The organism is Mesorhizobium cantuariense, from assembly GCF_042647205.1.
Taxonomy (GTDB): domain Bacteria; phylum Pseudomonadota; class Alphaproteobacteria; order Rhizobiales; family Rhizobiaceae; genus Mesorhizobium; species Mesorhizobium cantuariense.
This window is the reverse complement of the sequence record NZ_JBHRVD010000001.1, coordinates 4906719-4931094: the sequence shown is the minus strand read 5'-3', so window position 1 is coordinate 4931094 and position 24376 is coordinate 4906719. Positions and strand designations below refer to the sequence as shown.

Genomic DNA, 24376 nt, shown 5'->3' with positions numbered 1-24376 from the left:
AAATTCATTAACAGACGGTAGAGGCTTGAGTGGCAGGATCGCAATCCAATTGCGGAGCGAGGAACCGTGTCGCGCAGCGTCGGGCTTGCCCACATCATCCGTCAGGACGACGGCACCTCCACGGGTGTCTGGGGCATCTACACGCTGCAAAGCGCCTTCCAGCCGATCTTCGCCTTCAACGAAGGCAAGCTGTCGGTGGTCGCGTTCGAAGGGCTGATCCGGCCGTTCCGCGACGGCGAGCCGCAATCGCCGATGAATTTCTTCTCGACCTGCCCGGCCGCCGACCGCCTGCATATCGAGGCGCTGACCAGGACGCTGCATCTTCTGAACGCCGGCGCCTGCCTGCCGCAGGAGGCGTCGATCTTCGTCAACTTCGACCCGTCGGTGTTCACCGAACGCACGGTTGCCGACGCCGCCTTGCGCGAAATGCGGCTGGTGCTGCATGAGGCCAGCATCGATCCGCGCCGCGTCGTCTGCGAGGTGACCGAGCAGCGGTCGGCATCGCAGGAGACCCTGCACAACTTTGTCGCGGCGCTGAGAGCCAACGGCTTTCGCATCGCCGTCGACGACTATGGCGCCGACGATTCCGACATCAACCGCATCAAGGAGCTGAAGCCGGATATCGTCAAGTTCGACGCCTACTGGATCACGCAGCTGATGGAATCCGGTGCCGGCTTCGCGCTGCTGACCACCATGGTGAAAAGCTTCGAGGAGCAAGGCATCCACACGGTGTTCGAAGGCATCGAAGAGAGCTGGCAACTGGAGCTCGCCGAGAAATCGGGAGCGTCGATGGTGCAGGGTTTCGTGCTGGCGCGGCCCGAACTGGCGCCGACCAGTTTTCGTGTTTTCGGCAAGACCATGCAGGGACCTGTGGCTGCTGCCGTCGACACACCTGTTCCTGCCCCGGCAACGCCTTCAGCGCGGCCGGCGAAGGCATTCGGGCGCCGGGTGACGCCATGAGGCCTGAACGGCGGCGCAATGTCGGCGATGCGATCCGGGTCGACGAAGTCGGCATCGAGTACGGCATCCATGGCGAGTTCCGGCTGCGCAGCGCCTATCAACCGATTTTCGCGCCGCGCGGCCGGTTGCTTCATGCGGTCGCGGTCGAAGCGCTGATCGAGCCGCACCGTGCCGGCCGCCCCGGTGCGCCGAAAATGTTCTTCGAAAGCATTGCCGCTCCCGACCGGCTGTTTGTCGAGACCATGTGCCGGGCGCTGCATCTCAGGAATTTTCGCAACATCGGCGTCGACGGGCTCGATCTGTTCTTCAACTACAATCCGCTGATCAACGACCATCCGGGGCGGGCGCTGGCCGAGATCCGGCTGATGACCAGGCATCTCGGCGATTTCGGCCTCGCGCCGGCCATGCTGGTCTGCGAAATCACCGAACAGGCGGCCGATGACGCGCTTCTTGCCCGGCTGGTGCGCGAAATGCGGCGCGACGGCATCCGCATCGCCATCGACGATTTCGGCACCGGGCACTCGACCGAGGAGCGGGTGAGCCTGCTCAGGCCCGACATCGTCAAGATCGACGGCACCTGGTTCGCCGAGTTCTGCCGCCACGCCGCTGCCGAACGGTTCTTCCGCCCGCTGGTTTCCAGCCTGCATGACCGTGGCGCCAAGGTGCTGGTCGAGGGCATCGAGCAGCCCACCCATCTGCGCGTCGCGCTCGAAGGCGGCGTCGACCTGCTGCAGGGTTTTCTTCTCGCCCGTCCGGCCTTGGCCGGAACCGTTTTCGAGGAAAAACCGCTGCACATCGACACGCTGCTTGGCAATGTCGGCAATGTCGTCCCGCTGTTCGGCTAAGGTTTGCTCCACACATCAGCGGCGCTGATCGTCGCGCCAAAACAAATCATTGGTTGAGGGCGCCGTCGCTGCGATAGTTGCGTCGGCAGAGGCAGCGCTCCGGGGAACAGCATGATACTTTACGGCATGATCGACAGCGGCAATTGCTACAAGCCGCGCCTGCTGATGGCCAAGCTTGGCCTTGCCTTCACCAATGTCGAGGTGAGTTCGCATACCGGCGACACGCGCAAAGCCGACTTTGTCGCCAAGAACCCGAACGCCATGGTGCCGCTGCTCGAGCTCGATGACGGCCGGCGGCTGGCCGAATCCAATGCCATCCTGCTCTATCTCGCCGAAGGCACGCGCTTCCTGCCGGCGGACAGGTATGAGCGGGGGCTCGCCTATCAATGGCTGTTCTTCGAGCAATACAGCCACGAGCCCTACATCGCCGTGCGCAAGGCGTTGCTGACTTTCCCGGAAAGAGCCGCGGATGCGACGCCGGAGCGGCTGGCGGTGACGCTGGAGCGCGGCAACAAGGCGCTCGGCGTGATGAACAGGCATCTTGAAAATAGCGCCTTCTTCGCCGGCGGCGCGCTCAGCGTCGCCGACATCGCGCTCTATGCCTATACGCATACGGCAGAGCAGGGCGGCTTCCAGCTCGACGCTTATCCGGCGGTGGCGGCATGGCTTGGCCGAGTGGAAGCGGATCCGGGGCATGTGCCGATCGAGTGGGTGGGGTAGTTTTGTCCCGCACGCCGCCGTCGCCGTTTCGCGGCTGCCCGCACAAGGCGCCGCCTATTTCAGGAGACGATCGTATTCGGCATGAGTGCCGATCCAGAACCAGTCAAAGCCTTCAGCGCTCTCCAGAGCCAGGGCGCGATAGTTGATGTCTATTCTTGCTGACCAAAACTCGCTCACCTTTTTGAAATGAAGAGATGGATGGCGGGGGTTGCTTTCGAAGCTTTTGTCGGCCAGACGGCGAGCGGCTTTCGGCAGAGATTGATACTTCGCCCAAAAACTCGCGGTCGCGCGGTGCTTCACAAGTCGCGCAATTTGCCGGCCGCTATTTCAGCCCGCGCCTCGGCCACCAATTTATCCAATCGGCCGGCCTTGGCGTCGGCTTCGATCTGCCGATCCCACATATCCTCCCGAAGCCCCTCGAACCAGGCGGCAAACGCCTTCAGTTCCTCGGGGCTAAGGGCTGCGACGGATTTTTCGATTTGCTCAAGCTTAGTCATCGCTGAATAGTATCACTATTGGGCCAAAAGTACCACAAGTGGGACTATAGGTTCTGGCGGCGGCATTTGAACCCCAGACAGCAAAAAGGCGGGATAAATCCCGCCTTCCCATGCTTGGTAGCCTGATCGGGAGCGTCCGGTCCGGGCTGGCAGCTATCTGCTGATCCAGCTTGTCGGGTCTTTCCGCTCCAGCGCGCTTCTCGCGCGACTGTCAGTACATCCGTGACTTGCCGCGCGCCCCGAGCTCTCGCCCGGCGCGCGCACTTCGCAAAATCAGGCTGCCTTGCTCAGAGATCCAGCGGACGACTTGCCAGTGCGGCGGTCCTGCTCGATCTCGAAGTTGATCTTCTGGCCTTCGACCAGGGTCGACAGTCCAGCACGCTCGACAGCGGAGATGTGGACGAAAACGTCCGCGCCGCCCGCGTCAGGCTGAATGAAGCCGAAGCCCTTGGTGGCGTTGAACCACTTGACCGTTCCAGTTGCCATTTTAGATAGTCCTTCAACATTTGCTTTAGTTTGACCAGACCGAGGTCCAGCCGGTGTGCATCGAGATTTTGGAGATAGACGTCAGCAAACGCGAAGATCGCGAGGCCCGGATCGATCGGCCGAAATATCAATGGAAGGCATATAGGCTGGTTTCGCATAAAAAACAAGACTGCGTGAGAAAGCCGTGATCGAGGCGCTGCCCAACGGCTGCCCCAATCTGCTGAAAACCTTGCGGTAGATCACGCTGTCCTCGAGCGGCGGATCAGGGGAGAGCACCATGAAAACCATTCTGCTTGCCGCCTGCCTGACGCTGGTGGCCGCCGAGGCGCAGGCGGTCTCGCGCTACGATCCGACCCGCATGAGCTGCGGCAAGGTTCAGGCGACGATCGCCCGGCAGGGCGCCGTCATCCTGCGTTACCAGTCGACGCGGGTGCCGGGGTTGCCGCTCTACGACCGCTATGTGCAAAGCCAGCAATTCTGCACCATGGGCGAGGTGAGGACGCGCGCCTACGTGCCGAGCGCCGACACCAGGTCCTGTCCGGTCTACAACTGCAAGCGGCCGGACAATGACCGGCATTTCCGCCGGCGGTTCTTCCATAACAATTAAGGGCTTATCAACCGGCAGCGATTGCTCTCAATCTCGGATGTGTTCCATGAGCATGGACACGAATTGCGTCACTTTTTGCGGGCGAAAGCGGGCCGCCGGATAAACCACGTGAATGCCGCCGGAGGGCAGCTCCCAGTCCGGCAGCATATGGACGAGGCGACCCTGCGACAAATAATCGACGACCAGATAGTCCGGCAAAACCGCCACCCCGCCGCCGGCGAGCGTGGCTTCCAGTACCGCCGGGGTTGAGTTGATGGAGAACGCCTCGCGCATGGTGACGGTGCGCGGTTCGAAATCATCTCGGGTGAAGCTCCAGGTGAACGGCTTGCGAAGCACGGCATTGGCCACGAGCGGCAAGGAAGAAAGATCTTCTGGCTTGTCCACCCTAATCCCGGCGGCGAAATCCCGCGACGCGACCAGGATTTGCCGGAAAGTGCCGATGCGGCGCGCCTGCAGGCTGGAGTCTTCCAGCCAGCCAACCCGGATGGACAGGTCGATCTTGTTGCCGATCAAATCAATTATGGCATCGGAAATGAACAGTTCGACGCCGCAGGCAGGAAATTTCTGGCGAAAGCGGGCGGCGATCGGGGCCAGCACGATCGCGCCATAGTCATTGGACGCGGAAACGCGCAGCACACCAGCCACTTCGGTATTGCTCTCGCCGACCTCAGCGACTGCCTCTTCAACATCCCGCAGGATCAGAACGCAGCGTGCATGCAAAAGGCGGCCTGCTTCGGTCGGCTCAAGCCTCCGCGTCGTACGCACGAGAAGCGCGGTCTGAAGTTCGGCTTCAAGGCGGGCGACCTGTTGGCTGACGACGGCTTTCGTGATGCCGAGTCGCTCGGCTGCTCGGGTAAACGAACCTGCGTCGATGACGGTGGCAAAATAGGCGAGGCGGTTGAGGTTGATTGGTTCCACGGGACGCCTCAGATTGTAAGCTTATGCCATACAGTCTGTATTATTATAGACAATTTATCAATTAATCCAGTGGAGGTACCTTCCGCGCTGTTCGCTCAGCCAGAGGCGGACCCGCAGACTGCCATCGCGGCCTGACCCATTCACGCACCGGAGCTATTCCATGTTCACGAGGAGACAGATCATGAAGACCTCATTGGCCCTTGGCGCAACCGCCGTTTTCGCCCCCATCGACAGCGGCCAGGCCGCCAGCGCCAAGCTTGGCTGGAAACATTTCCCGGCAGGTCCAAACGGCTTCTTCCGTGCTCCGGTGCTGCTGTCGGGGCCGAGCGAAGCCCTGTTGATCGACGGCGGCTTCACCTATCCGGACGGCAGGGCGCTCGCCGATGCCATCAAGGCTACCGGCAAGAAGCTGACCACCATCTACGTCACTCAGTCCGATCCCGATTACTACTTCAGCCTGAAGCCGGTGCGGGAGGCCTTCCCCGAAGCAAAAGTGATCGCTGCCTCCGCCACGCTGGACGCCATCAAGGGCAATGTAGAAAAGAAGCTCGCCGTCTGGGGCCCGCAATTGAAGGAAAATGGCCCTCAGGCGCTATCGGACATCGTCTTTCCGGAGGCCTTCGACGGCGCAAAGCTGACCGTCGATGGCGAGACTGTCGATATCGTCAACGCGGAAGAAGGACTAGCCAACCGCCGATATCTGTTCGTGCCGTCGCTCAATGCCGTTTTCGGCGGGGTGATGATCTTCTCGGGCGTTCATGTCTGGACCGCCGACACGCAAACCAAGGAAAGCCGCGCCGCTTGGGTCAAGACGCTGGATGCGATCGCCGCCCGCAAACCCGCCGTCGTGGTGCCTGGCCACATGGCCCTCGAGGCCGCGATCGGTCCTTCGGCCGTGGAGTTCACCAAGTCCTATCTGCTCGCCTTCGAGGAAGAGCTGGACAAGGCGGCCGATAGCGCCGCGTTAAAATCGGCCATGGAGGCCCGCTTCCCCGGCCTCGGTATGGGTGTAGCCCTCGATATCGGATCCAAAGTCGCCAAGGGCGAGATGAAGTGGGGCTGAGATGGCGACGAACCTCGATTTGATCCGCGGAACCTATGAGGGAACTTCCGAGGAGAACGGCCGCAATCTGCTGGCCGTTCTTCCCCCGACATCGAATGGACCGAGGCGGAAGGATTCCCCTATGCCGGCACCTATGTCGGTGTCGACGCCCTGATGCAGGGTGTCTTCAAGCGGCTCGGCTCGGAATGGACGGGATATCACGCGGACGTGCACAGCTTCATTGCCGATGGCGACCGAGTAGCGGCCTTCGGCGTGTATTCCGGCACATACAAGGCGACAGGAAAATCCATGACGGCCCCCTTCGCTCATCTTTCCGAACTGCGGGACGGCAAGATCATCCGCATGCGGCAATATGTCGATACCGTCCTGGTCGCGCGCGCCCTGACCTCGACGCACTAGATGTACTGATCCAGGCCTTCTGCCCGCGCCAGCCGCAGCCGTCAAAATCCGAAGGAAACCTGCGCCGGTGGCGACGGGCCGACGCGCACGCCTTCCATGGCCAGCATCTTCTCCTTGGTGGCCGAGCCGCCCGGCGCAGAGAAGCCGCCGATCTTGCCGCCGGCGGCAAGGATGCGATGGCAAGGGATGACCAGCGGCACCGGATTGGCGCCAAGCGCTGCGCCAGTCTCGCGGGCGAGCCCGGCATGGCCGGCGGTTTTGGCCAGCTCGCCATAGGTGGTGGTTTCGCCGAAGGAGAGTTTTCGCGCCGCGTCGTAAATGGCCAGGCGGAAATCGTCGACGCCGTCGAGATCGACGGGCACGGCGGAGAAATCGACGTCCTCGCCCGCCGCATAGGCCTTGATCGCTGCGATCAGCTCGACCACCCATGGCGGCTGGGCCGTGGAGACGGAAACGCCGCCATGGCGCAGCAGGCGACGCTCCACCGTTTCGCGGCTGCGTTCGGGCAGGCAGAGCCGGATCAGGCCCTTTTCGCTCCAGGCAATGCCCATGAAGCCGATCACTGTTTCTAACACTGCGTGGCCGGCCGTGATCGAGGATGTCGTGTCCATGATGCGTTCCTTTCCGCAAAGTGGCGAAAACCGGGATTCGTCCCAGTACAGATCCAGAACAATATGGCATCGGAGCCCAGGTCTCGCCACCCGAAAACCACCTGGTGGCCCCGATTGCCCGGCCTGAATCGCTGGTGTAAGGATTTTCTTAACACCCGACAAATCGGACCCGAGCGCGGCTTGCCAGCAAAACTCAACCTTATCGCGCTCGGCATGATCCTGGCCGCCGCCGGCATCAGCGGCTGCACGTCGACCTCGCAGATGAAGTCCGCGCCTGCGTTTACCGAAACCGCGACCGCCGCCGGCACTGACGTCGGCTTCACCGTGCCGCTGCCGGAGACCGTTTCGGTGCTGCCGGAATCCTCGGGTATTGCCCCTGTTCAGACGGCCGAACTGCCGCTCGATCCCACAGTACAACCGGCGGCGGTGACCGCCGCCTTTGCCGGATCGACGCCGGCGGCACCAGCCGTGCCTGCCGTGATGACCGCCAATGCCTGGCAGGCGCCGCCGCCGGAAAATGCGGCTGAGCCGGCCGAGACCTATACGACGGCAGGCCTCGTCAGGCCAGCGACCGCCAAGGGCGACCGGATGCCCGGCGTCCAGCAGGTCGCCTATGTCGTGCCGCAGAACCCGGCCGCCCTGGTGCAGGGTCCCGTCGGGCCGACGGAAGAACACGCGACGGGCGCGCGTGGCGATGTCGAGCGGCTGATCGAGAAATATGCCGTACTCTACCAGGTGCCGGTGGACCTGGTGCGCCATGTCGTCAACCGCGAGAGCACCTTCAACCCGAAAGCCTACAACAATGGCCATTGGGGGCTGATGCAGATCAAGCACGCGACGGCGCGCGGCATGGGTTATGACGGACCGGCCAAGGGCCTGTTCGACGCCGAGACCAATCTGAAATACGCGGTCAAATATCTGCGCGGCGCCTGGCTGGTGGCGGGCGGCAACGCCAAGCGCGCCGACTGGCTCTACCAGACCGGCTACTATTTCGACGCCAAGCGCAAGGGCCTGCTCGAGGCGACCGGTCTTGGCCGCGACCGCCAGCGTCGCCGCCTGCAGCCCGACGCCTGAGCGCGATGCCTGAACCGCGCCCGCCGGCTCTGAACGATATCCGGCTGCGCAAGATCCTCGACGAGACGCTGGTTCCGCCGCATTGGCCGGATGGGTTTGTCATGCGCAGCTTCATGCCCGGTGACGCGCCGGCCCTGCATGCGCTTTTGACCGAAGTGTTCGACGACGGCACTGACGGCCCGTTCGACGAATGGTGGCCGCGCATATCGGACGATCCCGAATTCGACCCGGCACTGTGCTTCCTCGTCATCGATGCCAAGGGCCGCCTGGCGGCGGCTGCGCTGTGCTGGACCCGCGCCTTCGTCAAAGACCTCGCCGTTCATCCCGAGGCGCGCGGCAAGGGCGTTGCCGAGGCGCTGATGTGGCACGCCTTTGCCATTTTTCGCGAACGCGGCGCCGATCATGTCGACCTCAAGACCAACACGGTCGAGAACGCCGCCGCCGTCCGGCTCTACGAGCGGCTGGGCATGATGCCCGTCGCCTGGGAAGGCTGAAACCGTCCCAGCCGCGTGATTTGGGAACCCAAAGCGTCGCTCCGCATTCAATGCAGGGTGGGGTCTGACAAGCTGCCGGCGCGTGGGAGGATTTTCCGTCGCCGGCCGCAGAGGGACATCCACCACCATGAAGCTTTTTCACGCATTCCTGGCGCTCGGCGTCGCTGCCATGCTGGCTGGCACGCCGGCATGGGCTGTCGAGCTGTCGATCGTGTCGGGCGATACCGGCGACGGCATCAAGGTGCTGCGCGAGATCCTCGACCGTTACGAGAAAGACAGCGGCAACAAGGTCGGCATCGTCGTCATGCCGACGTCCGGGACCGACCAGTTCGGCCAGTACCGGCTTTGGCTCGCCGCGGGAAACAGCGACATCGACGTCTACCAGACTGATGTCATCTGGGCGCCGCAGCTCGCCAGCCAGCTCGTGGATTTGACCGCGGCGTCCAAGGACATCGTAGCTGAGCATTTCCCGTCGATCATCCAGTCGCAGACCGTCAATGGCAAACTCGTCGCCCTGCCGATCTTCACCGATGCACCGGCGCTCTACTACCGCAAGGATCTCCTCGACAAATATGGCGCCAAGGTGCCGGCCACCTGGGAGGAACTGGCAGACACCGCCAAGCTGGTCATGGACAAGGAGCGTGCGGCCGGCAATCGCGATATCTGGGGCTTCGTCTTCCAGGGCAATGCCTATGAGGGACTGACCTGCGACGCGCTCGAATGGGTGATGTCGAATGGCGGCGGCCAGATCATTGAGCCGGACGGCTCCATCTCCATCAACAACCCAAACGCGGCGGTGGTGCTCGATATGGTCAAGGGCTGGGTCGGGACCATCGCGCCGCCCGGCGTGCTTGCCTACCAGGAAGAGGAATCGCGCGGCGTCTGGCAGACCGGCAACGCGGTGTTCATGCGCAACTGGCCCTATGCCTACGCGCTCGGCAACGGCCAGGGCTCGCCGATCAAGGGCAAATTCGACGTGGCGCCGCTGCCGGCCGGCACGGGCGAGGGCGCCCGACCGGTCGCGACCCTCGGCGGCTGGAACCTCGCCGTCTCCAAATATTCGAAGCATCCGGATGCCGCGATCGAGCTGGTCAGGTTCATCGCCTCGCCCGCGATGCAGAAATACCGCACGCTCAAGACGTCCAACCTGCCGACCATCCAGGCGCTCTATGACGATGCCGACATCGCCAGGCAACAGCCGATTGTTCCGCGCTGGAAGCAGATATTTCTCAATGCGGTGCCGCGCCCTTCGGCCGCGACCAGGATCAAATACAACGAGGCGTCGAGCCAGTTCTGGAACGCCGTTCACAACACGCTCTCGGGCGACGGCACTGCCGCCGACAATCTGGCCGACCTCGAAGCGATGCTGACCAAGCTGAAGGGCCGAGGCTGGTGACGCGACGATGCCGGGGCATCCGCCTGGCGGGACCGCAACGAGCGGGTGCGAGATGACAAGAATGGAACCGGTACGTGAAACAGCCAGGGCTGCGCACTCGCCGTTGACGGCACAGCGCGTTCGCTCGGCGTGGCTTTTCCTGGCGCCAATGCTTCTGGTGCTCGCCGCGGCCGCCGGCTGGCCGCTTCTGCGCTCGGTCTATTTCAGCTTCACCGACGCCTCGCTGGCCGACCTCGACGCGCGCCAATGGGTCGGCTTCGCCAATTATTTCTCGGTGCTGCACATGCCGAGCGGCCGGGCCATCTATGACGGGTTGCTCGTCGACCCGGTCTGGTGGCGTGCCGTCTGGAACACGGTTCGTTTCACGGTGATTTCGGTGACCTGCGAGACGATCCTGGGCATGATCGTTGCCCTGGTTCTCAATACCAAGTTCGCCGGCCGCGGCATCGTCAGGGCAGCGATCCTGATCCCCTGGGCCATTCCGACGATCGTCTCGGCAAAGATGTGGCAATGGATGCTCAACGACCAGTTCGGCATCATCAATGTCGTGTTGCTCAACCTCGGCCTGATCAGCACCAAGATCGCCTGGACGGCCAACGCCGACACGGCGATGGCGGCGGTCCTCATCGTCGATATCTGGAAGGCGACACCATTCATGACGCTGCTCATCCTGGCCGCGCTGCAGATGCTGCCGGGGGAGATCATCGAGGTCGCCAGGCTCGACGGCGCCAACCCGTGGCAGATCTTCTGGCGGGTGACCTTGCCGCTCATCCGCCCCGCGCTGATGGTTGCCGTGATCTTCCGCGCGCTCGATGCACTGCGCATCTTCGACCTGATCTATGTGCTGACGCCCAACAATGTGCACACAAAGTCGATGTCGGTGTTCGCCCGCGAGAACCTGTTCGAGTTCGACAAGTTCGCCTATGGCTCCGCCGCCTCGACCTTGCTCTTCCTGATCCTCGCTCTGCTCACCATCGTCACCATCCGGATCGGCCGGATAAGCCTGGACGGAGGCCGCTGACATGTGGATCGTGAAGCGCACGGCCTTTTACCTGCTGGTCGGGGGAATCGTCTTCATCGCGGTGTTCCCGTTCTACTACGCCATCGTCACCAGCCTGAAATCGGGGACCGATCTGTTCCGGGCCGATCTGTGGCCGACGACGATCAGTCTCGCCAACTACCGGAACGTGCTGACCGAGGGCAGCTTCGTGCGCAACCTCGCGAACTCGCTGTTCGTCTCGGGCGCCGTCGTTGCGCTGTCGCTGTTGCTCGGCGTCACATCAGCCTATGCGCTGGCACGTATTCGATTTCGCGGCCGCTCGGTCCTGCTGTTCACCATCCTGTCGGTGTCGATGTTCCCGCAGGTGGCGCTGCTGGCCGGGCTGTTCGAACTGGTCCGTATGTTCGGCCTCTACAATTCGCTGTTCGCGCTGATCTTCTCCTACATGATCTTCACCTTGCCGTTCACCGTCTGGGTGCTCACCACCTTCGTCCGCGACCTGCCGGTCGAGGTCGAGGAGGCGGCGATCCTCGACGGCGCGACGCCGTGGATCATCATCACCCGGGTCTTCCTGCCGCTGATGTGGCCGGCGCTGGCAACCACCGGGCTGCTGGCCTTCATCGGCGCGTGGAACGAGTTCCTGTTTGCCCTGACCTTCACCTCCAACAACGCACAGCGGACCGTGCCGGTGGCGATCGCGCTGCTCTCCGGCAACTCGCAGTTCGAGATCCCATGGGGCAACATCATGGCCGCATCGGTGATCGTCACGGTGCCGTTGGTGGTGCTGGTCCTGATCTTCCAGCGCAAGATCGTCTCCGGCCTCACCGCCGGCGGGGTCAAGGGGTGAGGCCCGCCGCGTCGATGCCAGGAGTAGCGCGAGGCGCGTTCGAGCAATGGAAAGAAACTGTCCACCAAGTCGGCAGGCAACATCTTGCCTGCGCTCGTCCGGTTGCTAAGCTTCGCCTGCGTGGGGCTTGCTAGAACCGGAGGAAACATGATGCGGCTTCTGTTCTCCAGCCTTGCCACCCTGATCCTTGCCACCCCGATCCTGGTCACCCCGCTGTTTGCCGGCGTGGCGCGGGCTGCCGACGATTGCGCCAACGCGCAGGACCAAACCACGATGAACGAGTGCGCGGGCAAGGATTTCACCACCGCCGACAAGAAGCTCAACGACGCCTACAAGCAGATCGAGGGCCGGCTGAAGGACGATGCGGCGTCGAAGAAGCTGCTGGTCGATGCACAGCGCGCCTGGGTCGCCTTCCGCGATACCGAATGCAAATTCCAGGGCGGCCCGATCGACATGGCGGGCACCATCTACCCAATGGTGGTCGCCAATTGCCAGACGTCGCTTACCGACGACCGGCTGAAGGATTTTCAGGGCTATCTCAATTGCAAGGAAGGCGATCCGAATTGCCCGGTGCCGGCGGCGCAGTAGGCACGTCCGCCCATTTCGGGAGGCTTAGCTCCACATCGCCGCGCGCGTGCAAAAATGTCGGAACCGATCGTCGCCAAACGTCCTTGGGTCGCAGAGCAACCGCGCCGGGACGCCGGCGCTGCGATCCAAGGAGCCGATCATGATCACCTTTCCCAATGAATCCGCGAAGTACCGCACCGCGCGCGAAAAACTGCTGCGCAAGGAAATCGAGCTGCGCCGCGTCATGGAAGAGGTCGCCGAGGCACGGCGCGCGCTGCCGCCGGGCGGGCTGATCCGCCAGGACTATGAATTCGACGGGCTGGATGCCCAGGGCAAGCCCGCGAAGATAAAACTGTCGGAGCTGTTCGCGCCCGGCAAGGACTCGCTCGTCCTCTACAACATGATGTTTCCGCGCCACCCGCAGGAGAAGCGCGATGTGGCGACCAGCGGCGGCACGGCGAAACTCGCCCGACGGGATCAGCCATGCCCGTCCTGCACGGCGCTGCTCGACCAGTTCGACGGCGCGGTCGGCCATCTCGAGGCGGCCGGCTTCAATTTCGCTGTGGTGGGCAAGACCGCGCTCGAAAACCTGGTCACGCTTGGTCGTGACAGGGGCTGGCGCAACATGCGGCTGGTGTCTTCGGCTTCCAACAGCTTCAAGCGCGACTACAATGCCGAGGATGCCGACGGCGCGCAGATGCCGCTGCTGTCGGTGTTCCGTCGCGATGCCGACGGCATCCGACATTTCTGGTCGTCGGAACTGGATTTCGCGCCAACGGAACCCGGCCAGGACCCCCGTGGCCTCGGCACCTGCGAGACGCTGTGGAACCTGATGGATTTCACGCCGGAAGGCCGGCCGAGCTGGAACGAGCAGCTGCAGTATGGGGAGGCTTGTTGCCACTGAGGGGCCGGGCGAAGCGCAACCTCACCGCATCTGCCGCGTTGGGCCTTCGAGGACCCAACACGGAGAGTTCAGATGAGACCCCATCTCGCCATTGCCACGCTGGCCCTATTGGCCGGCGCGCCCTCGGCCTTCGCCCAGCAGGCGGCGCCTGCCGACCTGCCGTCGGTGTCGGACAGCAAGGTCGACACCGAGATGTTCTCGAGGACGCTGGTCAGCGCCAACCGTTTCGAGATTGACAGCAGCAAGCTGGCCGAGACCAAGGGGGTCGCCGCCGACGTGAACGATTTTGCTGCGCTGATGGTCAAGGACCACACCAGGGCCGGCCAGGATTTCAAGGCAGCGCTGGAAAGGAGCCAGACCACGGCGTCGGTGACGCCGGAGGGCCCGCCGCTGCTGCCGAAGGACCAGGCGATGCTGGACCAGCTCAAGGCGCTGGATGGCGAGGCCTTCCAGGCCAAATACATCATGTTGCAGACCGAGGCGCACAAGCAGGCGGTGGCGCTGTTTTCCACCTATGCACAGTCGGGCGACGACCCGGCGCTGAAGGAGTTCGCCAAGAAGACGCTGGAGACGCTGAAGACGCATGAGAAGCGTTTGAAGGATGTGGCGGCGGCGCATTAGGGGTTCGATGGTGAGGTTGGCCGTTCGAATGCACACCGCCATCGCTTCGTCATCCTAGGGCGGAGCAAGGAGCGAAGCGACGCGGCGCAGACCCTAGGATCCATGCCGGAACCTTGGAGCGCTGCTACGGTGCGGAATTCCGCTCCGTTGCGGCCTAGATTGATGTCGCGGCATGGATCCTAGGTGTCTCCGCGACGCCGCTTCGCGGCTGCTTCGCCCTAGGATGACGAAGTCGGGGGCGTTTTTGCTAGTCTCCAGTGTTTGCGACCCCTTGGCAAACCAAACACCGCAAGCTGGCTCTGTGCCCGCGCCCACCATGTATTACACTGCGAGCATCCATCCAAGGAAGCATCCCATGCCCAAGATCGACCTGTCCGCCGTGCCCGTTCGCCAGGGCTCCGGCTACCCCGCGCCTTTCGATGCCCCCTGCGCCTCCCGCACGCGCCGCCGCCTGGGCGATGCCGGCGGCCTCACCGATTTCGGCGTCAATCTGATGACATTGCCATCAGGCGGCTGGTCCAGCCAGCGCCATTGGCACAGCCATGAGGACGAGTTCGTCACTGTGCTGGAAGGCGAACTAACGCTGGTCGAGGATGGCGGCGAGACGCTGCTCAGGGCCGGCGACTGTGCGACCTTCGCCAAGAACAGCGGCAATGGCCATCATCTGATCAACCGGTCCGCCACGATGGCGCTCTATCTGGAGGTCGGCTCGCGCAACCCGGACGATGTCATCACGTGCTCCGACATCGACATGATGAGCCCGAGTTCCGACGGGCGCTTCCTGCACAAGGACGGCACGCCCTATCCGGGTCAAGGCTGAGCGATGCTCAGGTCGTCCTGATCTGCTCGACCGCGGTCACCAGCAGATCTTCCATGGCGGTGCGTATCTGAGCATCCGACTGGGCGATGCCTGCCGCGTCGAAATCGGCGCGGACCTTGCGGAACACGTCGTTGTCGCCTGCTTCTTCGAAGTCGGCGTGCACGACTTCCTTCGCATAGGCGTCGGCGTCAGCACCGGATTTGCCGAGCTGTTCGGCGGCCCACAGGCCGAGAAGCTTGTTACGGCGCGCCATGGCCCTGAACTTGGTTTCCTCGTCCATCGCAAACTTCTTTTCGAAGCCTTCCTGACGGTCTCTCATGCTGCTCATGGTTTGCCTCGTTTCGGTGTAAGTCCGGTCTTCAGCCTGGGGGAAGAGCGGGCCGGAGAGGCGAGAGTGGCGCGCATGGATGTCATTAGCAAGGCCGGATCGTTCATGCCGGTGATTGAGCGGGCGCTTGGCGGTTCCCGGTCTTTCGACCGATGTGATTTGACGTTGCCGCGCGGTGTCCTAATCTCGATTGCCTGCTGGACGAACCGAGGAGACGAGCGATGCAGTTCAACGGAATTCGCGGCGTGGCGCTGACGGCGGCCGTGATCCTTGCCGCCGGCAGCGCGGCCTATGCCCATCACGGCTGGTCGTGGACGCAGGACGGGTTTTTCGAACTCAGGGGCAAGATCACGGCCATCTATATCGGCAATCCGCACGCCACACTGGATGTCGACGCGGAGGGAGAGGCCTGGCGGGTGGAGATGGCGCCGCCGTCCCGCACGATCGCCGCCGGCTTCACGGAGGAGGTTGCCAAAGTTGGCGACGAGGTGACCGCGATCGGCAACCGCTCGGTCGACGAGACTGAAAAGCGCATGAAAGCGGTCCGCGTCATCGTCGGCGGCAAGACATATGATGTCTATCCCGACCGCGTGCCACCTGCGTAAATGGCCGAGCTCCTCGCCGGCATCGAGCACCTTGCGTTGGCGCGGTGGCTGAAGGGCTCTTTCATTGCCTACCCCATCGTCAATGCGCTCCACATCCTGTCGATCGGCGCGCTGCTGACCAGCGTCGTTCTCATGGACCTCAGGATCTGCGGCGCCTTCCGTTCGCTGCCGTACGCGGCGTTCGTCGCGCTGCTGCGCCGCGTTGCATTAAGTGCGTTCGCGGGTGCGCTTGTCACAGGCTCGCTGCTGTTCTCGGTCAAGGCCAGCACCTATGCGGCGATGCCGATTTTCGTCGCCAAGATGGCACTTATCCTTCTCGCCGGCGTCAACTTCCTCGCCTTCATGCGCTTTCGCCGCGCAACAGGCGGCGACGAGCCGGCAGGCGGGACCGCTCTGGCCGTGCTCTCGATGCTGCTGTGGATTTCCGTGCTTTTCGCCGGACGGTTCATCGGTTTTCTGTAGCCAAATCGTGCCTCGGCACTGGCCTTCCCAAGGCGGACGGATAAGCTCCCTGCAAATGCAGGAGAGGGAGATTTGCCATGAAGAAGGAAATCATCGAAGTGCCGGTGCTGTCGGCGGCCGTGCGTGCGCTGGGCGTGCCGCTGTCGCTGGTGACCAGAGCCGCGGGGCTGGTCTTCGTGTCCGGCACGCCGCCGCTCGATATCTTGACCGGCAGACTGGTCAAGGGCGACATCGAAACGCAGACCGAAGCGTCGCTGAAGGCGCTGAACCATTGCCTGGAAGCCGCCGGCACTTCGCTGGACAATGTGGTGATGGTGCGCATCTACGCCGTCAATTCCGGCTTCTACAACGCCATCAACCGTGTCTACGCCCGGCACTTTCCCGAAAATCCGCCATCGCGGACCTTCGTGCCGGTGGCGTCATGGCCGATGGAGTTCGATATCGAGATCGAGTGTGTGGCGGTGGCGTGAGCTGGGTCTTCCTTCTCCCAAGGCTGGCTTCTCCCAAGGCTGGGTCGGGTTCGTATCAATATCGGCGTTTTTGGTCTGCGACACCTTTCAACGCGGCAGCCGGTTGCCTGCGCTGTGCGCCGTGTTAGGCTGCCCACACTCACGGGCGGTCCCGGTGCCTGCACGCGCCATGGGGACTGACAATTGCTCGAGGAGCCGGAGCAATGAGCACGAGCCCACTACGCGTGGCGGTCGTTGGCGGCGGCATTGGCGGCGCCGCCACTGCTAATGCCCTGCTTCAGCGAGGCATGGACGTTCGTCTCTACGAGCAGGCGGCAGCCCTGACCGAGGTCGGCGCCGGCGTCGCGATCCAACCGAACGGTGTCCGGATGCTTCGTCGGCTCGGCCTCGGTGACGAGCTGATCCGCTCGGGGGCCAGATGGATCGACCCACAGTTTCGTCGCTTCGATGGATCCTATGCCGCGGCGATGTGGCCCCCAGAGCTTGCCAGCCAAATCGAGTTCTACGGCATGCACCGCGCCGATTTGCTGGCAATGTTCGTCGACCGGCTACCTGCCGACATTGTGAAGGCTGGCCACAGATGCATCGGCTTCGAACAGGATGATGAGCAGGCCGTCATCACTTTCGCCAATGGTGCGCGCACCACGGCCGACGTCGTGATCGCGGCTGACGGCATCCATTCAACCCTTCAGCAGTTCGTAGTCGCCCCGTCCGCCCCGCTCTATTCGGGATCAGTCGCCTATCGAGGGGTCATCTCGGCGGCGAGCGTCTCATGGCCGCCAGGCGCGATGCGCAACTGGCTCGGTGCAGGCAGGCATTTTCTCGTCTTTCCGGTGCGCGCCGGCCTGCTCATCAACTATGTCGGCTTTGTCACGACCGATGAACCGATGAAGGAGTCATGGTCGGCGCGGGGTGATCCCGCCGCCCTTGCCCGGGAGTTCGCCGGCTGGGACCCGATGGTCGAGACGATTATTGCCCAGGTGAAAGCGACGTTTCGCTGGGGCCTGTTCGATCGCGAGCCGCTCGCAGCCTGGACGCGCGGGCGCCTGACCCTGCTGGGGGACGCCGCCCACCCGATGCTGCCGCACATCGGGCAAGGAGCCAATCAGGCGATCGAGGACGCCGTTGCCTTGGCGACCGTGCTGAGCCACGCAGACCGCAAGTCGGCTCCACGGGCGCTGCTGATTTACGAGCAGTTGCGACGCGAGCGGACTGCCGGTGTCCAGCGCATGTCGCGCGTGAGTGGTGCTCGCTATGACGCCTCCAGCGGCGACTTGCATAGCCGCGACCGCAAGCTTGACGCTCAGCCGCAGGAACGCGCCTGGGTCTGGAATTACGACGCCGAAGCCGAAGCTGAGGCCGCCGCCGCGGCGCTCTAATCGCCCCTTCCATTCAATCGCGTCTATGCGACGTATTTCAGCGTGAACCCGCGGGCGCGCAGTTTTGTGCCGGTGGCGTCGTGGCCGATGGAGTTCGATATCGAGATCGAGTGTGTGGCGGTGGCTTGAGCCGAGCGGCCCTGGACCATGCGTCGGCGCTGGCGTTCCACCAGCGCCGGGATAAGCTCGTTCGCAAACCTGGGGAGAATTACCATGAAAAAGAAGTCATCGAAGTGCCGGTCATGTCGGACAAGGTGCGGGCGCTCGGCCTGCCTTGCTCGACAGCGGTGAAGGCCAACGGCTTCGTGTTCGTCTCGGCGACGCCGCCGGTCGACATGGTGACCGGCGAGATGGTTCGCGGCGACATCGAAACCCAGACAGACGCATCGCTGAAGGCGCTGAAACACTGCCTGGAAGCGGCAGGCACCTCGCTGGAAAACGTGGTGATGGTGCGCATCTACGCCGTCAATTCCGGCTTCTACAACGCGATAAACAGGGTGTATGCCCGGTATTTCAGCGTGAACCCGCCGGCGCGGAGTTTCGTGCCGGTGGCATCGTGGCCGATGGAGTTCGATATCGAGATTGAGTGTGTGGCGGTGGCGTGAGGAGGCATCACTTTTCCGACTGTCGAAGGCTCTGTTATTTTCGAAAGTTCGGAGCATGAGATTGTGCCACCTGCTCGCCGTCAGCGTCTTGAGACTGACACGCGCAACACGGCGTCCTTAAGTTGCCAACTTAGCCTAGACTTTTAATGCAAAATGAACTCAAGGAGAGCCGGTCGCTCTAGCCAAAGGCCTTTAGAACTGTCGGGTGGATCAAGACGCGCCCATCTCTGTGAAAACTTCTGTTGCCTCTATGGTAAGTTTGAACGATTGCTTGGCCAGATGCGTCATCCCGCATCGTTCCAAATATGCCGAGTATATATATAAGCTCTATAAAATGCTCTAAGCTATAGAATTCAGCAATACTCCCTCTAGCAATCGTATATATTGGTTTCAAAACTTCCAAGAAAGTTTTGTAGCTATATGTCGTATGCTTATCTATTATGTTTGGAACGATTTTTCTGAATATATTTTCCATTTCAGCTATTGACTGAGAGTTCATAAAGGGGCTTGCTGACGACTTTATCTCGTTCCATGACATCTGAGCATAGGTTCTCCAAATGGCGTTTATCTCAGAGCCGGTTAGTTTCGATCTTTGCGAGTACAACTCTCTCGCGCATTTGAAAAATCTTACAAAATCGCGAGGTTTTGCCCATGTTCTTGTTAGGAATTCTTCTGGATCTATATTTCCCATATAGATACGAAAAAAAACTCCCATTGAAAAATGAGATTGTACAGATAGTCTAAATCTTTCGTGAATAAAATGAAATAACGGATGGTCACGGTTTTGAGGGAAGGAAGACCAACTAAGGTTATATCCCACCGATTCAACAGAGTGATTTACGTCGGCAGATGAAATAATTGGATGCTCGAGGTATTCAGATCTGAGGCGGAATATATTCTAAGGTCTAGTCTCTCTTCGGTAAATCTATCATTCAAGCTGTGCATTGCCAAAATACAGTCTCGAACCAACATGGCATCTTGTTGCAGTGCTTCTTCCGACCTGTAGGCAAAATGAATCTCGTCGACGAAGATGCAGGATCTTATTTTTAAGCGCTTCGCCCTCCGCACGAGGAAGTTCAAAAGGTCATCATTATTCCTTTTAAGTAATTTCCCTGCGTCCAGCAGAGCTACCCCGGCAGTCGCTTTTTCAAGGTTGACCCCGGCTGAATTAAAGATGGCAGTGATAGAATCAAATCCAACAGAGATAAGATCTCCAATTGTGGAGTTTTTGATTTTTTCTATCCAAGTTACATCGGCGCCAGGTCGGTCGTCTTCGTAATTAGTTGAGTTAGCGAACGTCTGTTTTATAAGTATAAAAATCAAAATTCTTTTTATTGCGTGGTGGAAATGCTTAAGTCTTTCAACTTTTGCTTCATCAAGCATCAACGGGATGGTTGAAAAAGCTTGAAGGTCGCTTTCCTCAAGAAATGACCGGCGAAACACGAGGAAATGAGTAGTAAACTCATTTTTAAGGCGATTTTCAAGGTAGCGAATAGCGGCCGTTTTTCCCGTTCCCTTTTGCCCGTATATAAGGAATTTCTCTCCAGAGAGAAATTGCTCGATAGGAAAGTTTGGGATCGCAAAGAAAGCGTCTAAGAATATTGGATTTCTTTGGGCTCTAATAGCATTATAGTACTCAACATTGGCGTCCGGTTCTCCAACTCGTATGTCTCCGAAAGTCGGGTAAATTGTTGCCATGGTGAAATTCGCCCCCCAAAGAAATAGCTTGCAGCAATTTGTCGGTCGATGTCCAGTTAAAGACTGAGTTTTATGCACAGCCTTGATATGCTGTGCATTTCGGCACCTCCGGTTGATTGCCCGAGTGCGGTGCCGGGTCTGCAGGGGCGTGGTGGCTCGCGACCTCAACGTCAGGATTCTGGTTTGTTTCACAGTTTAATGAATGGACGTCCAACCTCCAAAGTCGGCGCTGCCCCTCATCTGCCTCCCGGCACCTTCTCCCCGTATAGGGATGGGAAGAAGGGCGCTATCGTCAACGGTTTCGCAATCGCTTAAGCAAAATACTCCTGCAGCGGCCTGACCTCCAGGCTCCCCGCCTTCAGCGCCGCGATCGCCTCCGCCACGGCCGCCGCACCAGACAGCGTCGTGTAGTACGGCACCTTCTGCATCAGCGTGGCGCGGCGGAGCGACTTCGAATCCGACACCGCCTTCTGGCCGTCCGTGGTGTTGAAGACGATCTGCACCTGGCGGTTGCGGATCGCGTCCTCGATGTGGGGGCGGCCTTCCAGCACTTTGTTGATCTTTTCCGCCACCACGCCGTTTTCGGCGAGGAAGCGGGCGGTGCCTGATGTTGCCAGCACCTTGAAGCCGAGGCCGGCGAGGCGCTTGACGGCCGGCAATATGCCTTTCTTGTCCTCGTCGCGCACCGAGACGAACAGCGTGCCGGAGCGTGGCAGGTCGACGCCGGCGCCGAGCTGGCTCTTGGCGAAGGCCAGGGCAAAATCGCGGTCGAGGCCCATGACCTCGCCTGTCGAGCGCATTTCCGGGCCGAGCAGGATGTCGACGCCGGGGAAGCGGGCGAAGGGGAAGACGGCTTCCTTGACCGCGATGTGGCCGGGATTGCGCGGGTCGGGCATCGGGCCGTAATGGGCGAAGGCGTCTTCCAGCGTCTCGCCGGCCATGATGCGGGCGGCGATTTTCGCGATCGGACGGCCGATGGTCTTGGCGACGAAGGGCACGGTGCGCGACGCGCGCGGGTTGACCTCCAGCACGTAGACCGTGCCGTCCTTGATCGCATACTGCACGTTCATCAACCCGCCGACATTGAGCGCGCGGGCAAGTGCGGCCGTCTGGCGCTCCAGCTCGTCGACCAACTCCGAAGGCAGCGAGTGCACGGGCAGCGAGCAGGCGCTGTCACCCGAATGGATGCCGGCTTCCTCGATGTGTTCCAATATGCCGGAGACGAAGGTTGCCTTGCCGTCACAGAGGCAGTCGACATCGACCTCGATGGCGCCCGAGAGATAGGTGTCGAACAGCAGCGGGTTCTTGCCCAAGAGCGTGTTGATCTGGCCGGTCTTGTCGTTGGGGTATTTCTGCTTGATGTCCTCCGGCACCAGGCCGGGCACGGTGTCGAGCAAATAGCTCTGCAGCATGCTCTCGTCATGGATGATCTGCATGGCGCGGCCGCCGAGCACATAGGAGGGGCGCACCACCAGCGGGAAACCGAGCTCGCCGGCAACGAGGCGGGCCTGCTCGACCGAATAGGCGATGCCGTTCTTCGGCTGGCTTAGGCCGAGCTTGTGCAGCAGCTTCTGGAAGCGGTCGCGGTCTTCGGCGAGATCGATCATGTCGGGCGAGGTGCCGAGGATCGGGATGCCGGCCTTCTCCAGCGCATCCGCCAGCTTCAGCGGCGTCTGGCCGCCGAATTGGACGATGACGCCGACCAGCTCACCCGAGGCCTGTTCGGCGCGCAGGATCTCCAATACGTCTTCGGCCGTCAGCGGCTCGAAATAGAGCCGGTCGGAGGTGTCGTAGTCGGTCGAGACGGTTTCGGGGTTGCAGTTGATCATGATCGCTTCATAGCCGGCGTCGCGCAGCGCGAAGGCGGCATGGCAGCAGCAATAGTCGAACTCGATGCCCTGGCCGATGCGGTTCGGCCCGCCGCCGAGGATGACGACCTTTTTCCGCGACGACACCTGCGCCTCGTTGGCCAGCGCGCCGGCGAACGGCACCTCGTAGGTCGAGTACATGTACGCGGTCGGCGAGGCGAACTCGGCGGCGCAGGTGTCGATGCGTTTATAAACTGGATGAACGTCGAGCTTTTCACGAGTCTTCGCAATCACTTCGGCGTCGGTCTTCGTCAGCGACGCGAGGCGCGCATCGGAGAAACCCATCGCCTTCAGCATGCGCAGGTTGACGGCGTCCTCAGGGATACCGTGCTCGCGGATGCGGGCTTCCATGGCGACGATGCCGGCGATCTGTTCGAGGAACCACGGGTCGATCTTGCACATGGCGTGCACGTCTTCGAGCGAGGTGCCCATGCGGATCGCCTGCGCCACCATGCGCAGCCGGTCGGGCGTCGGCGTGCCCAGTGCGGCGCGGATGGCGTTGCGGTCGTCGGCGTGGTTGGCGGCACCGTAGCCGAGGCCGGGAATCTCGATCTCATCCAGACCCGTCAGGCCGGTCTCCAGTCCACGCAGCGCCTTCTGCAGCGATTCCTGAAAAGTGCGGCCGATGGCCATCACTTCGCCGACCGACTTCATGGCGGTGGTCAGCACCGGCTCGGCGCCGGGGAATTTCTCGAAGGCGAAGCGCGGGATCTTGGTGACGACATAGTCGATCGACGGCTCAAAGGAGGCGGGTGTCGCGCCGCCGGTGATGTCGTTCTCCAGCTCGTCCAACGTGTAGCCGACGGCGAGCTTGGCGGCGATCTTGGCGATGGGGAAACCGGTCGCCTTGGAGGCCAGAGCCGACGAGCGCGAGACGCGCGGGTTCATCTCGATGACGACCAGACGGCCATCGGCCGGGTTGACGGCGAACTGCACGTTGGAGCCGCCGGTCTCGACGCCGATCTCGCGCAGCACCGCGATCGAGGCGTTGCGCATCATCTGGTATTCCTTGTCGGTCAAGGTCAGCGCCGGGGCGACGGTGATCGAATCGCCGGTATGCACGCCCATCGGGTCGATGTTCTCGATCGAGCAGATGATGATGCAATTGTCCGCTCTGTCGCGAACCACCTCCATCTCATACTCCTTCCAGCCGAGCACGCTTTCCTCGATCAGCACTTCGGTGGTCGGCGAGGCGTCGAGGCCGGACTGGACGATCTCGTAGAATTCGGCACGGTTGTAGGCGATGCCGCCGCCGGTGCCGCCCATGGTGAAGGACGGGCGGATGATGGCGGGCAGGCCGACATGGTCGAGCGCCTGGGCGGCGATCGCCATGCCATGGCTGATGTAGCGCTGCTTGCGATCGCCTTCGCCGAGGTTCCAGCGGGTTTCCAGCGCGTCGAGCGCGGCATCGAGATCGGCCGGGGCCTCGGCCTTCACAGCGGCGCGCTCGGCCTCGTGCGTCTTGCGGTCGGTGTTCTTGACGTCGGTGGCGTTGGCCAGCATCGACTTCGGCGTTTCCAGGCCGATCTTGTGCATCGCCTCGCGAAACAGCGCCCGGTCCTCGGCCTTGTCGATGGCCGTGGCGTCGGCGCCGATCATCTCGACATTGTAGCGCTCGAGCACGCCCATGCGGCGCAGCGACAGTGCGGTGTTGAGCGCGGTCTGGCCGCCCATGGTCGGCAGAAGCGCGTCGGGCCGCTCCTTGGCGATGATCTTGGCCACGACTTCAGGCGTGATCGGCTCGATATAGGTGGCGTCGGCCAGTTCCGGGTCGGTCATGATGGTGGCCGGGTTGGAATTGACCAGGATGACGCGGAACCCCTCTTCCTTCAGCGCCTTGCAGGCCTGGGTGCCGGAATAGTCGAACTCGCAGGCCTGGCCTATGACGATGGGGCCGGCCCCGATGATCAGGATCGACTTGATGTCGGTGCGTCTTGGCATGTCATAGGTCCGTTCGGCGGGCGGCTTGCACAAAAAACCGGGACGGGAAGACCCGGCCGGTTGTGCTCGCGATTCTGGTATCAGGCTAGGAGGGCCTTATAGGGAAGAGTTTTGACTGATGTAACCCCGAAAATGAGGGTTGTTGTGGGCGGCCCCAAACAAGCGCCTCATCCCTTGGCGCCCCCCTCTGC

At 61.9% G+C, this 24376-nt stretch carries 30 protein-coding genes; 20 read left to right on the top strand and 10 right to left on the bottom strand.

Features of this window, described 5'->3' with window-relative positions; genetic code table 11:
• The first annotated feature begins 66 nt into the window (after positions 1-66).
• From ACFOJ9_RS24060 to ACFOJ9_RS24050, 3 genes are all read left to right on the top strand, one after another.
• Positions 67-960 (top strand): EAL domain-containing protein, encoded by an 894-nt coding sequence (locus ACFOJ9_RS24060; RefSeq protein WP_378981977.1) that lies wholly within the window; start codon positions 67-69, stop codon positions 958-960.
• On the top strand, positions 957-1805 hold the full coding sequence (locus ACFOJ9_RS24055; protein ID WP_378981975.1) for an EAL domain-containing protein: 849 nt from the start codon (positions 957-959) through the stop codon (positions 1803-1805). The genes ACFOJ9_RS24060 and ACFOJ9_RS24055 overlap by 4 nt, the downstream gene beginning before the upstream one ends.
• Before the next feature lie 111 nt (positions 1806-1916).
• Positions 1917-2525, top strand: coding sequence for a glutathione S-transferase family protein (locus tag ACFOJ9_RS24050; RefSeq protein WP_378981973.1), 609 nt, complete (start codon positions 1917-1919; stop codon positions 2523-2525).
• A 54-nt stretch (positions 2526-2579) separates the two neighbouring features.
• Here the strand turns inward: ACFOJ9_RS24050 and ACFOJ9_RS24045 are convergent, their stop codons facing one another.
• From ACFOJ9_RS24045 to ACFOJ9_RS24030, 4 genes are all read right to left on the bottom strand, one after another.
• The gene (locus ACFOJ9_RS24045; RefSeq protein WP_378981971.1) at positions 2580-2825 is read right to left on the bottom strand and encodes a hypothetical protein; all 246 of its coding nucleotides are present in this window, start codon (positions 2823-2825) and stop codon (positions 2580-2582) included.
• Entirely contained in the window at positions 2822-3022 is a 201-nt protein-coding gene (locus tag ACFOJ9_RS24040; protein WP_378981969.1) for a hypothetical protein, read from the bottom strand. Before ACFOJ9_RS24040 ends, ACFOJ9_RS24045 begins: the two co-directional genes overlap by 4 nt.
• 273 nt (positions 3023-3295) lie before the next feature.
• Positions 3296-3508: a cold-shock protein gene (locus tag ACFOJ9_RS24035; protein ID WP_010910991.1), complete on the bottom strand. Its 213-nt coding sequence runs from the start codon at positions 3506-3508 to the stop codon at positions 3296-3298.
• Between the two features lie 81 nt (positions 3509-3589).
• The gene (locus tag ACFOJ9_RS24030) at positions 3590-3796 is read right to left on the bottom strand and encodes a hypothetical protein (protein WP_378981967.1); all 207 of its coding nucleotides are present in this window, start codon (positions 3794-3796) and stop codon (positions 3590-3592) included.
• On the opposite strand from ACFOJ9_RS24030, the gene ACFOJ9_RS24025 reads away from it, so the two are divergent.
• Complete coding sequence (locus ACFOJ9_RS24025) at positions 3786-4115, top strand: hypothetical protein (protein ID WP_378981965.1); 330 nt, start codon at positions 3786-3788, stop codon at positions 4113-4115. The two genes, ACFOJ9_RS24030 and ACFOJ9_RS24025, sit on opposite strands and share 11 nt — an antisense overlap.
• Before the next feature lie 27 nt (positions 4116-4142).
• On the opposite strand, the gene ACFOJ9_RS24020 is transcribed toward ACFOJ9_RS24025, so the two are convergent.
• Positions 4143-5033 (bottom strand): LysR family transcriptional regulator, encoded by an 891-nt coding sequence (locus ACFOJ9_RS24020; RefSeq protein ID WP_378981963.1) that lies wholly within the window; start codon positions 5031-5033, stop codon positions 4143-4145.
• A gap of 160 nt (positions 5034-5193) precedes the next feature.
• Between ACFOJ9_RS24020 and ACFOJ9_RS24015 the strand changes: the two genes are divergently transcribed.
• Together ACFOJ9_RS24015 and ACFOJ9_RS24010 are read left to right on the top strand one after the other, a co-directional pair.
• Positions 5194-6096 (top strand): MBL fold metallo-hydrolase, encoded by a 903-nt coding sequence (locus ACFOJ9_RS24015; protein WP_378981961.1) that lies wholly within the window; start codon positions 5194-5196, stop codon positions 6094-6096.
• Positions 6097-6186: 90 nt separating this feature from the next.
• Positions 6187-6495 (top strand): nuclear transport factor 2 family protein, encoded by a 309-nt coding sequence (locus ACFOJ9_RS24010; protein ID WP_378988018.1) that lies wholly within the window; start codon positions 6187-6189, stop codon positions 6493-6495.
• Between the two features lie 41 nt (positions 6496-6536).
• Here the strand turns inward: ACFOJ9_RS24010 and ACFOJ9_RS24005 are convergent, their stop codons facing one another.
• Entirely contained in the window at positions 6537-7106 is a 570-nt protein-coding gene (locus tag ACFOJ9_RS24005; protein WP_378981959.1) for a methylated-DNA--[protein]-cysteine S-methyltransferase, read from the bottom strand.
• A 180-nt stretch (positions 7107-7286) separates the two neighbouring features.
• Between ACFOJ9_RS24005 and ACFOJ9_RS24000 the strand changes: the two genes are divergently transcribed.
• From ACFOJ9_RS24000 to ACFOJ9_RS23960, 9 genes are all read left to right on the top strand, one after another.
• Positions 7287-8180, top strand: a complete 894-nt coding sequence (locus tag ACFOJ9_RS24000; RefSeq protein WP_378981957.1) for a transglycosylase SLT domain-containing protein — start codon at positions 7287-7289, stop codon at positions 8178-8180.
• 5 nt (positions 8181-8185) lie between these two features.
• Positions 8186-8674, top strand: a complete 489-nt coding sequence (locus ACFOJ9_RS23995) for a GNAT family N-acetyltransferase (protein WP_378981955.1) — start codon at positions 8186-8188, stop codon at positions 8672-8674.
• A 127-nt stretch (positions 8675-8801) separates the two neighbouring features.
• The gene (locus tag ACFOJ9_RS23990; protein WP_378981953.1) at positions 8802-10070 is read left to right on the top strand and encodes an ABC transporter substrate-binding protein; all 1269 of its coding nucleotides are present in this window, start codon (positions 8802-8804) and stop codon (positions 10068-10070) included.
• Between the two features lie 52 nt (positions 10071-10122).
• Positions 10123-11091 (top strand): carbohydrate ABC transporter permease, encoded by a 969-nt coding sequence (locus tag ACFOJ9_RS23985; RefSeq protein WP_378981951.1) that lies wholly within the window; start codon positions 10123-10125, stop codon positions 11089-11091.
• A gap of 1 nt (position 11092) precedes the next feature.
• Entirely contained in the window at positions 11093-11917 is an 825-nt protein-coding gene (locus tag ACFOJ9_RS23980; protein WP_378981949.1) for a carbohydrate ABC transporter permease, read from the top strand.
• 147 nt (positions 11918-12064) lie between these two features.
• Positions 12065-12505 (top strand): lysozyme inhibitor LprI family protein, encoded by a 441-nt coding sequence (locus ACFOJ9_RS23975; protein ID WP_378981947.1) that lies wholly within the window; start codon positions 12065-12067, stop codon positions 12503-12505.
• Positions 12506-12644: 139 nt separating this feature from the next.
• On the top strand, positions 12645-13388 hold the full coding sequence (locus ACFOJ9_RS23970; protein WP_378981945.1) for a DUF899 family protein: 744 nt from the start codon (positions 12645-12647) through the stop codon (positions 13386-13388).
• Between the two features lie 72 nt (positions 13389-13460).
• Positions 13461-14009, top strand: coding sequence for a DUF4142 domain-containing protein (locus ACFOJ9_RS23965; protein ID WP_378981943.1), 549 nt, complete (start codon positions 13461-13463; stop codon positions 14007-14009).
• 355 nt (positions 14010-14364) lie between these two features.
• The gene (locus tag ACFOJ9_RS23960; RefSeq protein ID WP_378981941.1) at positions 14365-14829 is read left to right on the top strand and encodes a cupin domain-containing protein; all 465 of its coding nucleotides are present in this window, start codon (positions 14365-14367) and stop codon (positions 14827-14829) included.
• Between the two features lie 7 nt (positions 14830-14836).
• Here ACFOJ9_RS23960 and ACFOJ9_RS23955 read toward each other — a convergent pair whose 3' ends face one another.
• A complete protein-coding gene (locus ACFOJ9_RS23955) occupies positions 14837-15157 on the bottom strand; it encodes a DUF1476 domain-containing protein (protein ID WP_378981939.1) in 321 nt (106 codons plus the stop codon).
• Between the two features lie 221 nt (positions 15158-15378).
• Between ACFOJ9_RS23955 and ACFOJ9_RS23950 the strand changes: the two genes are divergently transcribed.
• From ACFOJ9_RS23950 to ACFOJ9_RS23930, 5 genes are all read left to right on the top strand, one after another.
• Positions 15379-15762: a DUF6152 family protein gene (locus ACFOJ9_RS23950; RefSeq protein ID WP_378981937.1), complete on the top strand. Its 384-nt coding sequence runs from the start codon at positions 15379-15381 to the stop codon at positions 15760-15762.
• A complete protein-coding gene (locus ACFOJ9_RS23945; RefSeq protein ID WP_378981935.1) occupies positions 15763-16224 on the top strand; it encodes a DUF6644 family protein in 462 nt (153 codons plus the stop codon). It begins immediately after the preceding gene.
• A gap of 77 nt (positions 16225-16301) precedes the next feature.
• Positions 16302-16694, top strand: coding sequence for a RidA family protein (locus ACFOJ9_RS23940; RefSeq protein ID WP_378981933.1), 393 nt, complete (start codon positions 16302-16304; stop codon positions 16692-16694).
• A 203-nt stretch (positions 16695-16897) separates the two neighbouring features.
• Positions 16898-18073, top strand: a complete 1176-nt coding sequence (locus ACFOJ9_RS23935; protein ID WP_378981931.1) for an FAD-dependent monooxygenase — start codon at positions 16898-16900, stop codon at positions 18071-18073.
• 242 nt (positions 18074-18315) lie between these two features.
• Positions 18316-18678, top strand: a complete 363-nt coding sequence (locus tag ACFOJ9_RS23930; protein WP_378988014.1) for a Rid family hydrolase — start codon at positions 18316-18318, stop codon at positions 18676-18678.
• 178 nt (positions 18679-18856) lie between these two features.
• Here ACFOJ9_RS23930 and ACFOJ9_RS23925 read toward each other — a convergent pair whose 3' ends face one another.
• The 3 genes from ACFOJ9_RS23925 to carB form a co-directional block, all read right to left on the bottom strand.
• Positions 18857-19534 carry a P-loop ATPase, Sll1717 family gene (locus ACFOJ9_RS23925; protein WP_378988010.1) on the bottom strand — a complete coding sequence of 226 codons (678 nt, stop codon included), beginning with the start codon at positions 19532-19534 and terminating at the stop codon, positions 18857-18859.
• The gene (locus ACFOJ9_RS23920) at positions 19516-20376 is read right to left on the bottom strand and encodes a hypothetical protein (protein ID WP_378981929.1); all 861 of its coding nucleotides are present in this window, start codon (positions 20374-20376) and stop codon (positions 19516-19518) included. The genes ACFOJ9_RS23925 and ACFOJ9_RS23920 overlap by 19 nt, the downstream gene beginning before the upstream one ends.
• 311 nt (positions 20377-20687) lie before the next feature.
• Positions 20688-24185 carry a carbamoyl-phosphate synthase large subunit gene (carB, locus tag ACFOJ9_RS23915; protein WP_378981927.1) on the bottom strand — a complete coding sequence of 1166 codons (3498 nt, stop codon included), beginning with the start codon at positions 24183-24185 and terminating at the stop codon, positions 20688-20690.
• Positions 24186-24376: the final 191 nt, after the last annotated feature.

Bases quoted from the DNA above. Each gene is read 5' to 3' on its own strand.
- ACFOJ9_RS24055 (WP_378981975.1), top strand. From the start codon at position 957: ATGAGGCCTGAACGGCGGCGCAATGTCGGCGATGCGATCCGGGTCGAC.
- ACFOJ9_RS23965 (WP_378981943.1), top strand. From the start codon at position 13,461: ATGAGACCCCATCTCGCCATTGCCACGCTGGCCCTATTGGCCGGCGCG.
- ACFOJ9_RS23935 (WP_378981931.1), top strand. From the start codon at position 16,898: ATGAGCACGAGCCCACTACGCGTGGCGGTCGTTGGCGGCGGCATTGGC.
- carB (WP_378981927.1), bottom strand. From the start codon at position 24,185: ATGCCAAGACGCACCGACATCAAGTCGATCCTGATCATCGGGGCCGGC.
- ACFOJ9_RS23955 (WP_378981939.1), bottom strand. From the start codon at position 15,157: ATGAGCAGCATGAGAGACCGTCAGGAAGGCTTCGAAAAGAAGTTTGCG.
- ACFOJ9_RS24030 (WP_378981967.1), bottom strand. From the start codon at position 3,796: ATGGTTTTCATGGTGCTCTCCCCTGATCCGCCGCTCGAGGACAGCGTG.
- ACFOJ9_RS23930 (WP_378988014.1), top strand. From the start codon at position 18,316: ATGTCGGACAAGGTGCGGGCGCTCGGCCTGCCTTGCTCGACAGCGGTG.
- ACFOJ9_RS23920 (WP_378981929.1), bottom strand. From the start codon at position 20,376: ATGGCAACAATTTACCCGACTTTCGGAGACATACGAGTTGGAGAACCG.
- ACFOJ9_RS23970 (WP_378981945.1), top strand. From the start codon at position 12,645: ATGATCACCTTTCCCAATGAATCCGCGAAGTACCGCACCGCGCGCGAA.
- ACFOJ9_RS24015 (WP_378981961.1), top strand. From the start codon at position 5,194: ATGTTCACGAGGAGACAGATCATGAAGACCTCATTGGCCCTTGGCGCA.
- ACFOJ9_RS24040 (WP_378981969.1), bottom strand. From the start codon at position 3,022: ATGACTAAGCTTGAGCAAATCGAAAAATCCGTCGCAGCCCTTAGCCCC.
- ACFOJ9_RS23995 (WP_378981955.1), top strand. From the start codon at position 8,186: ATGCCTGAACCGCGCCCGCCGGCTCTGAACGATATCCGGCTGCGCAAG.
- ACFOJ9_RS23975 (WP_378981947.1), top strand. From the start codon at position 12,065: ATGATGCGGCTTCTGTTCTCCAGCCTTGCCACCCTGATCCTTGCCACC.
- ACFOJ9_RS24025 (WP_378981965.1), top strand. From the start codon at position 3,786: ATGAAAACCATTCTGCTTGCCGCCTGCCTGACGCTGGTGGCCGCCGAG.
- ACFOJ9_RS24005 (WP_378981959.1), bottom strand. From the start codon at position 7,106: ATGGACACGACATCCTCGATCACGGCCGGCCACGCAGTGTTAGAAACA.
- ACFOJ9_RS23990 (WP_378981953.1), top strand. From the start codon at position 8,802: ATGAAGCTTTTTCACGCATTCCTGGCGCTCGGCGTCGCTGCCATGCTG.
- ACFOJ9_RS23940 (WP_378981933.1), top strand. From the start codon at position 16,302: ATGAAGAAGGAAATCATCGAAGTGCCGGTGCTGTCGGCGGCCGTGCGT.
- ACFOJ9_RS23950 (WP_378981937.1), top strand. From the start codon at position 15,379: ATGCAGTTCAACGGAATTCGCGGCGTGGCGCTGACGGCGGCCGTGATC.
- ACFOJ9_RS23980 (WP_378981949.1), top strand. From the start codon at position 11,093: ATGTGGATCGTGAAGCGCACGGCCTTTTACCTGCTGGTCGGGGGAATC.
- ACFOJ9_RS24035 (WP_010910991.1), bottom strand. From the start codon at position 3,508: ATGGCAACTGGAACGGTCAAGTGGTTCAACGCCACCAAGGGCTTCGGC.
- ACFOJ9_RS23960 (WP_378981941.1), top strand. From the start codon at position 14,365: ATGCCCAAGATCGACCTGTCCGCCGTGCCCGTTCGCCAGGGCTCCGGC.
- ACFOJ9_RS23945 (WP_378981935.1), top strand. From the start codon at position 15,763: ATGGCCGAGCTCCTCGCCGGCATCGAGCACCTTGCGTTGGCGCGGTGG.
- ACFOJ9_RS23985 (WP_378981951.1), top strand. From the start codon at position 10,123: ATGACAAGAATGGAACCGGTACGTGAAACAGCCAGGGCTGCGCACTCG.
- ACFOJ9_RS24050 (WP_378981973.1), top strand. From the start codon at position 1,917: ATGATACTTTACGGCATGATCGACAGCGGCAATTGCTACAAGCCGCGC.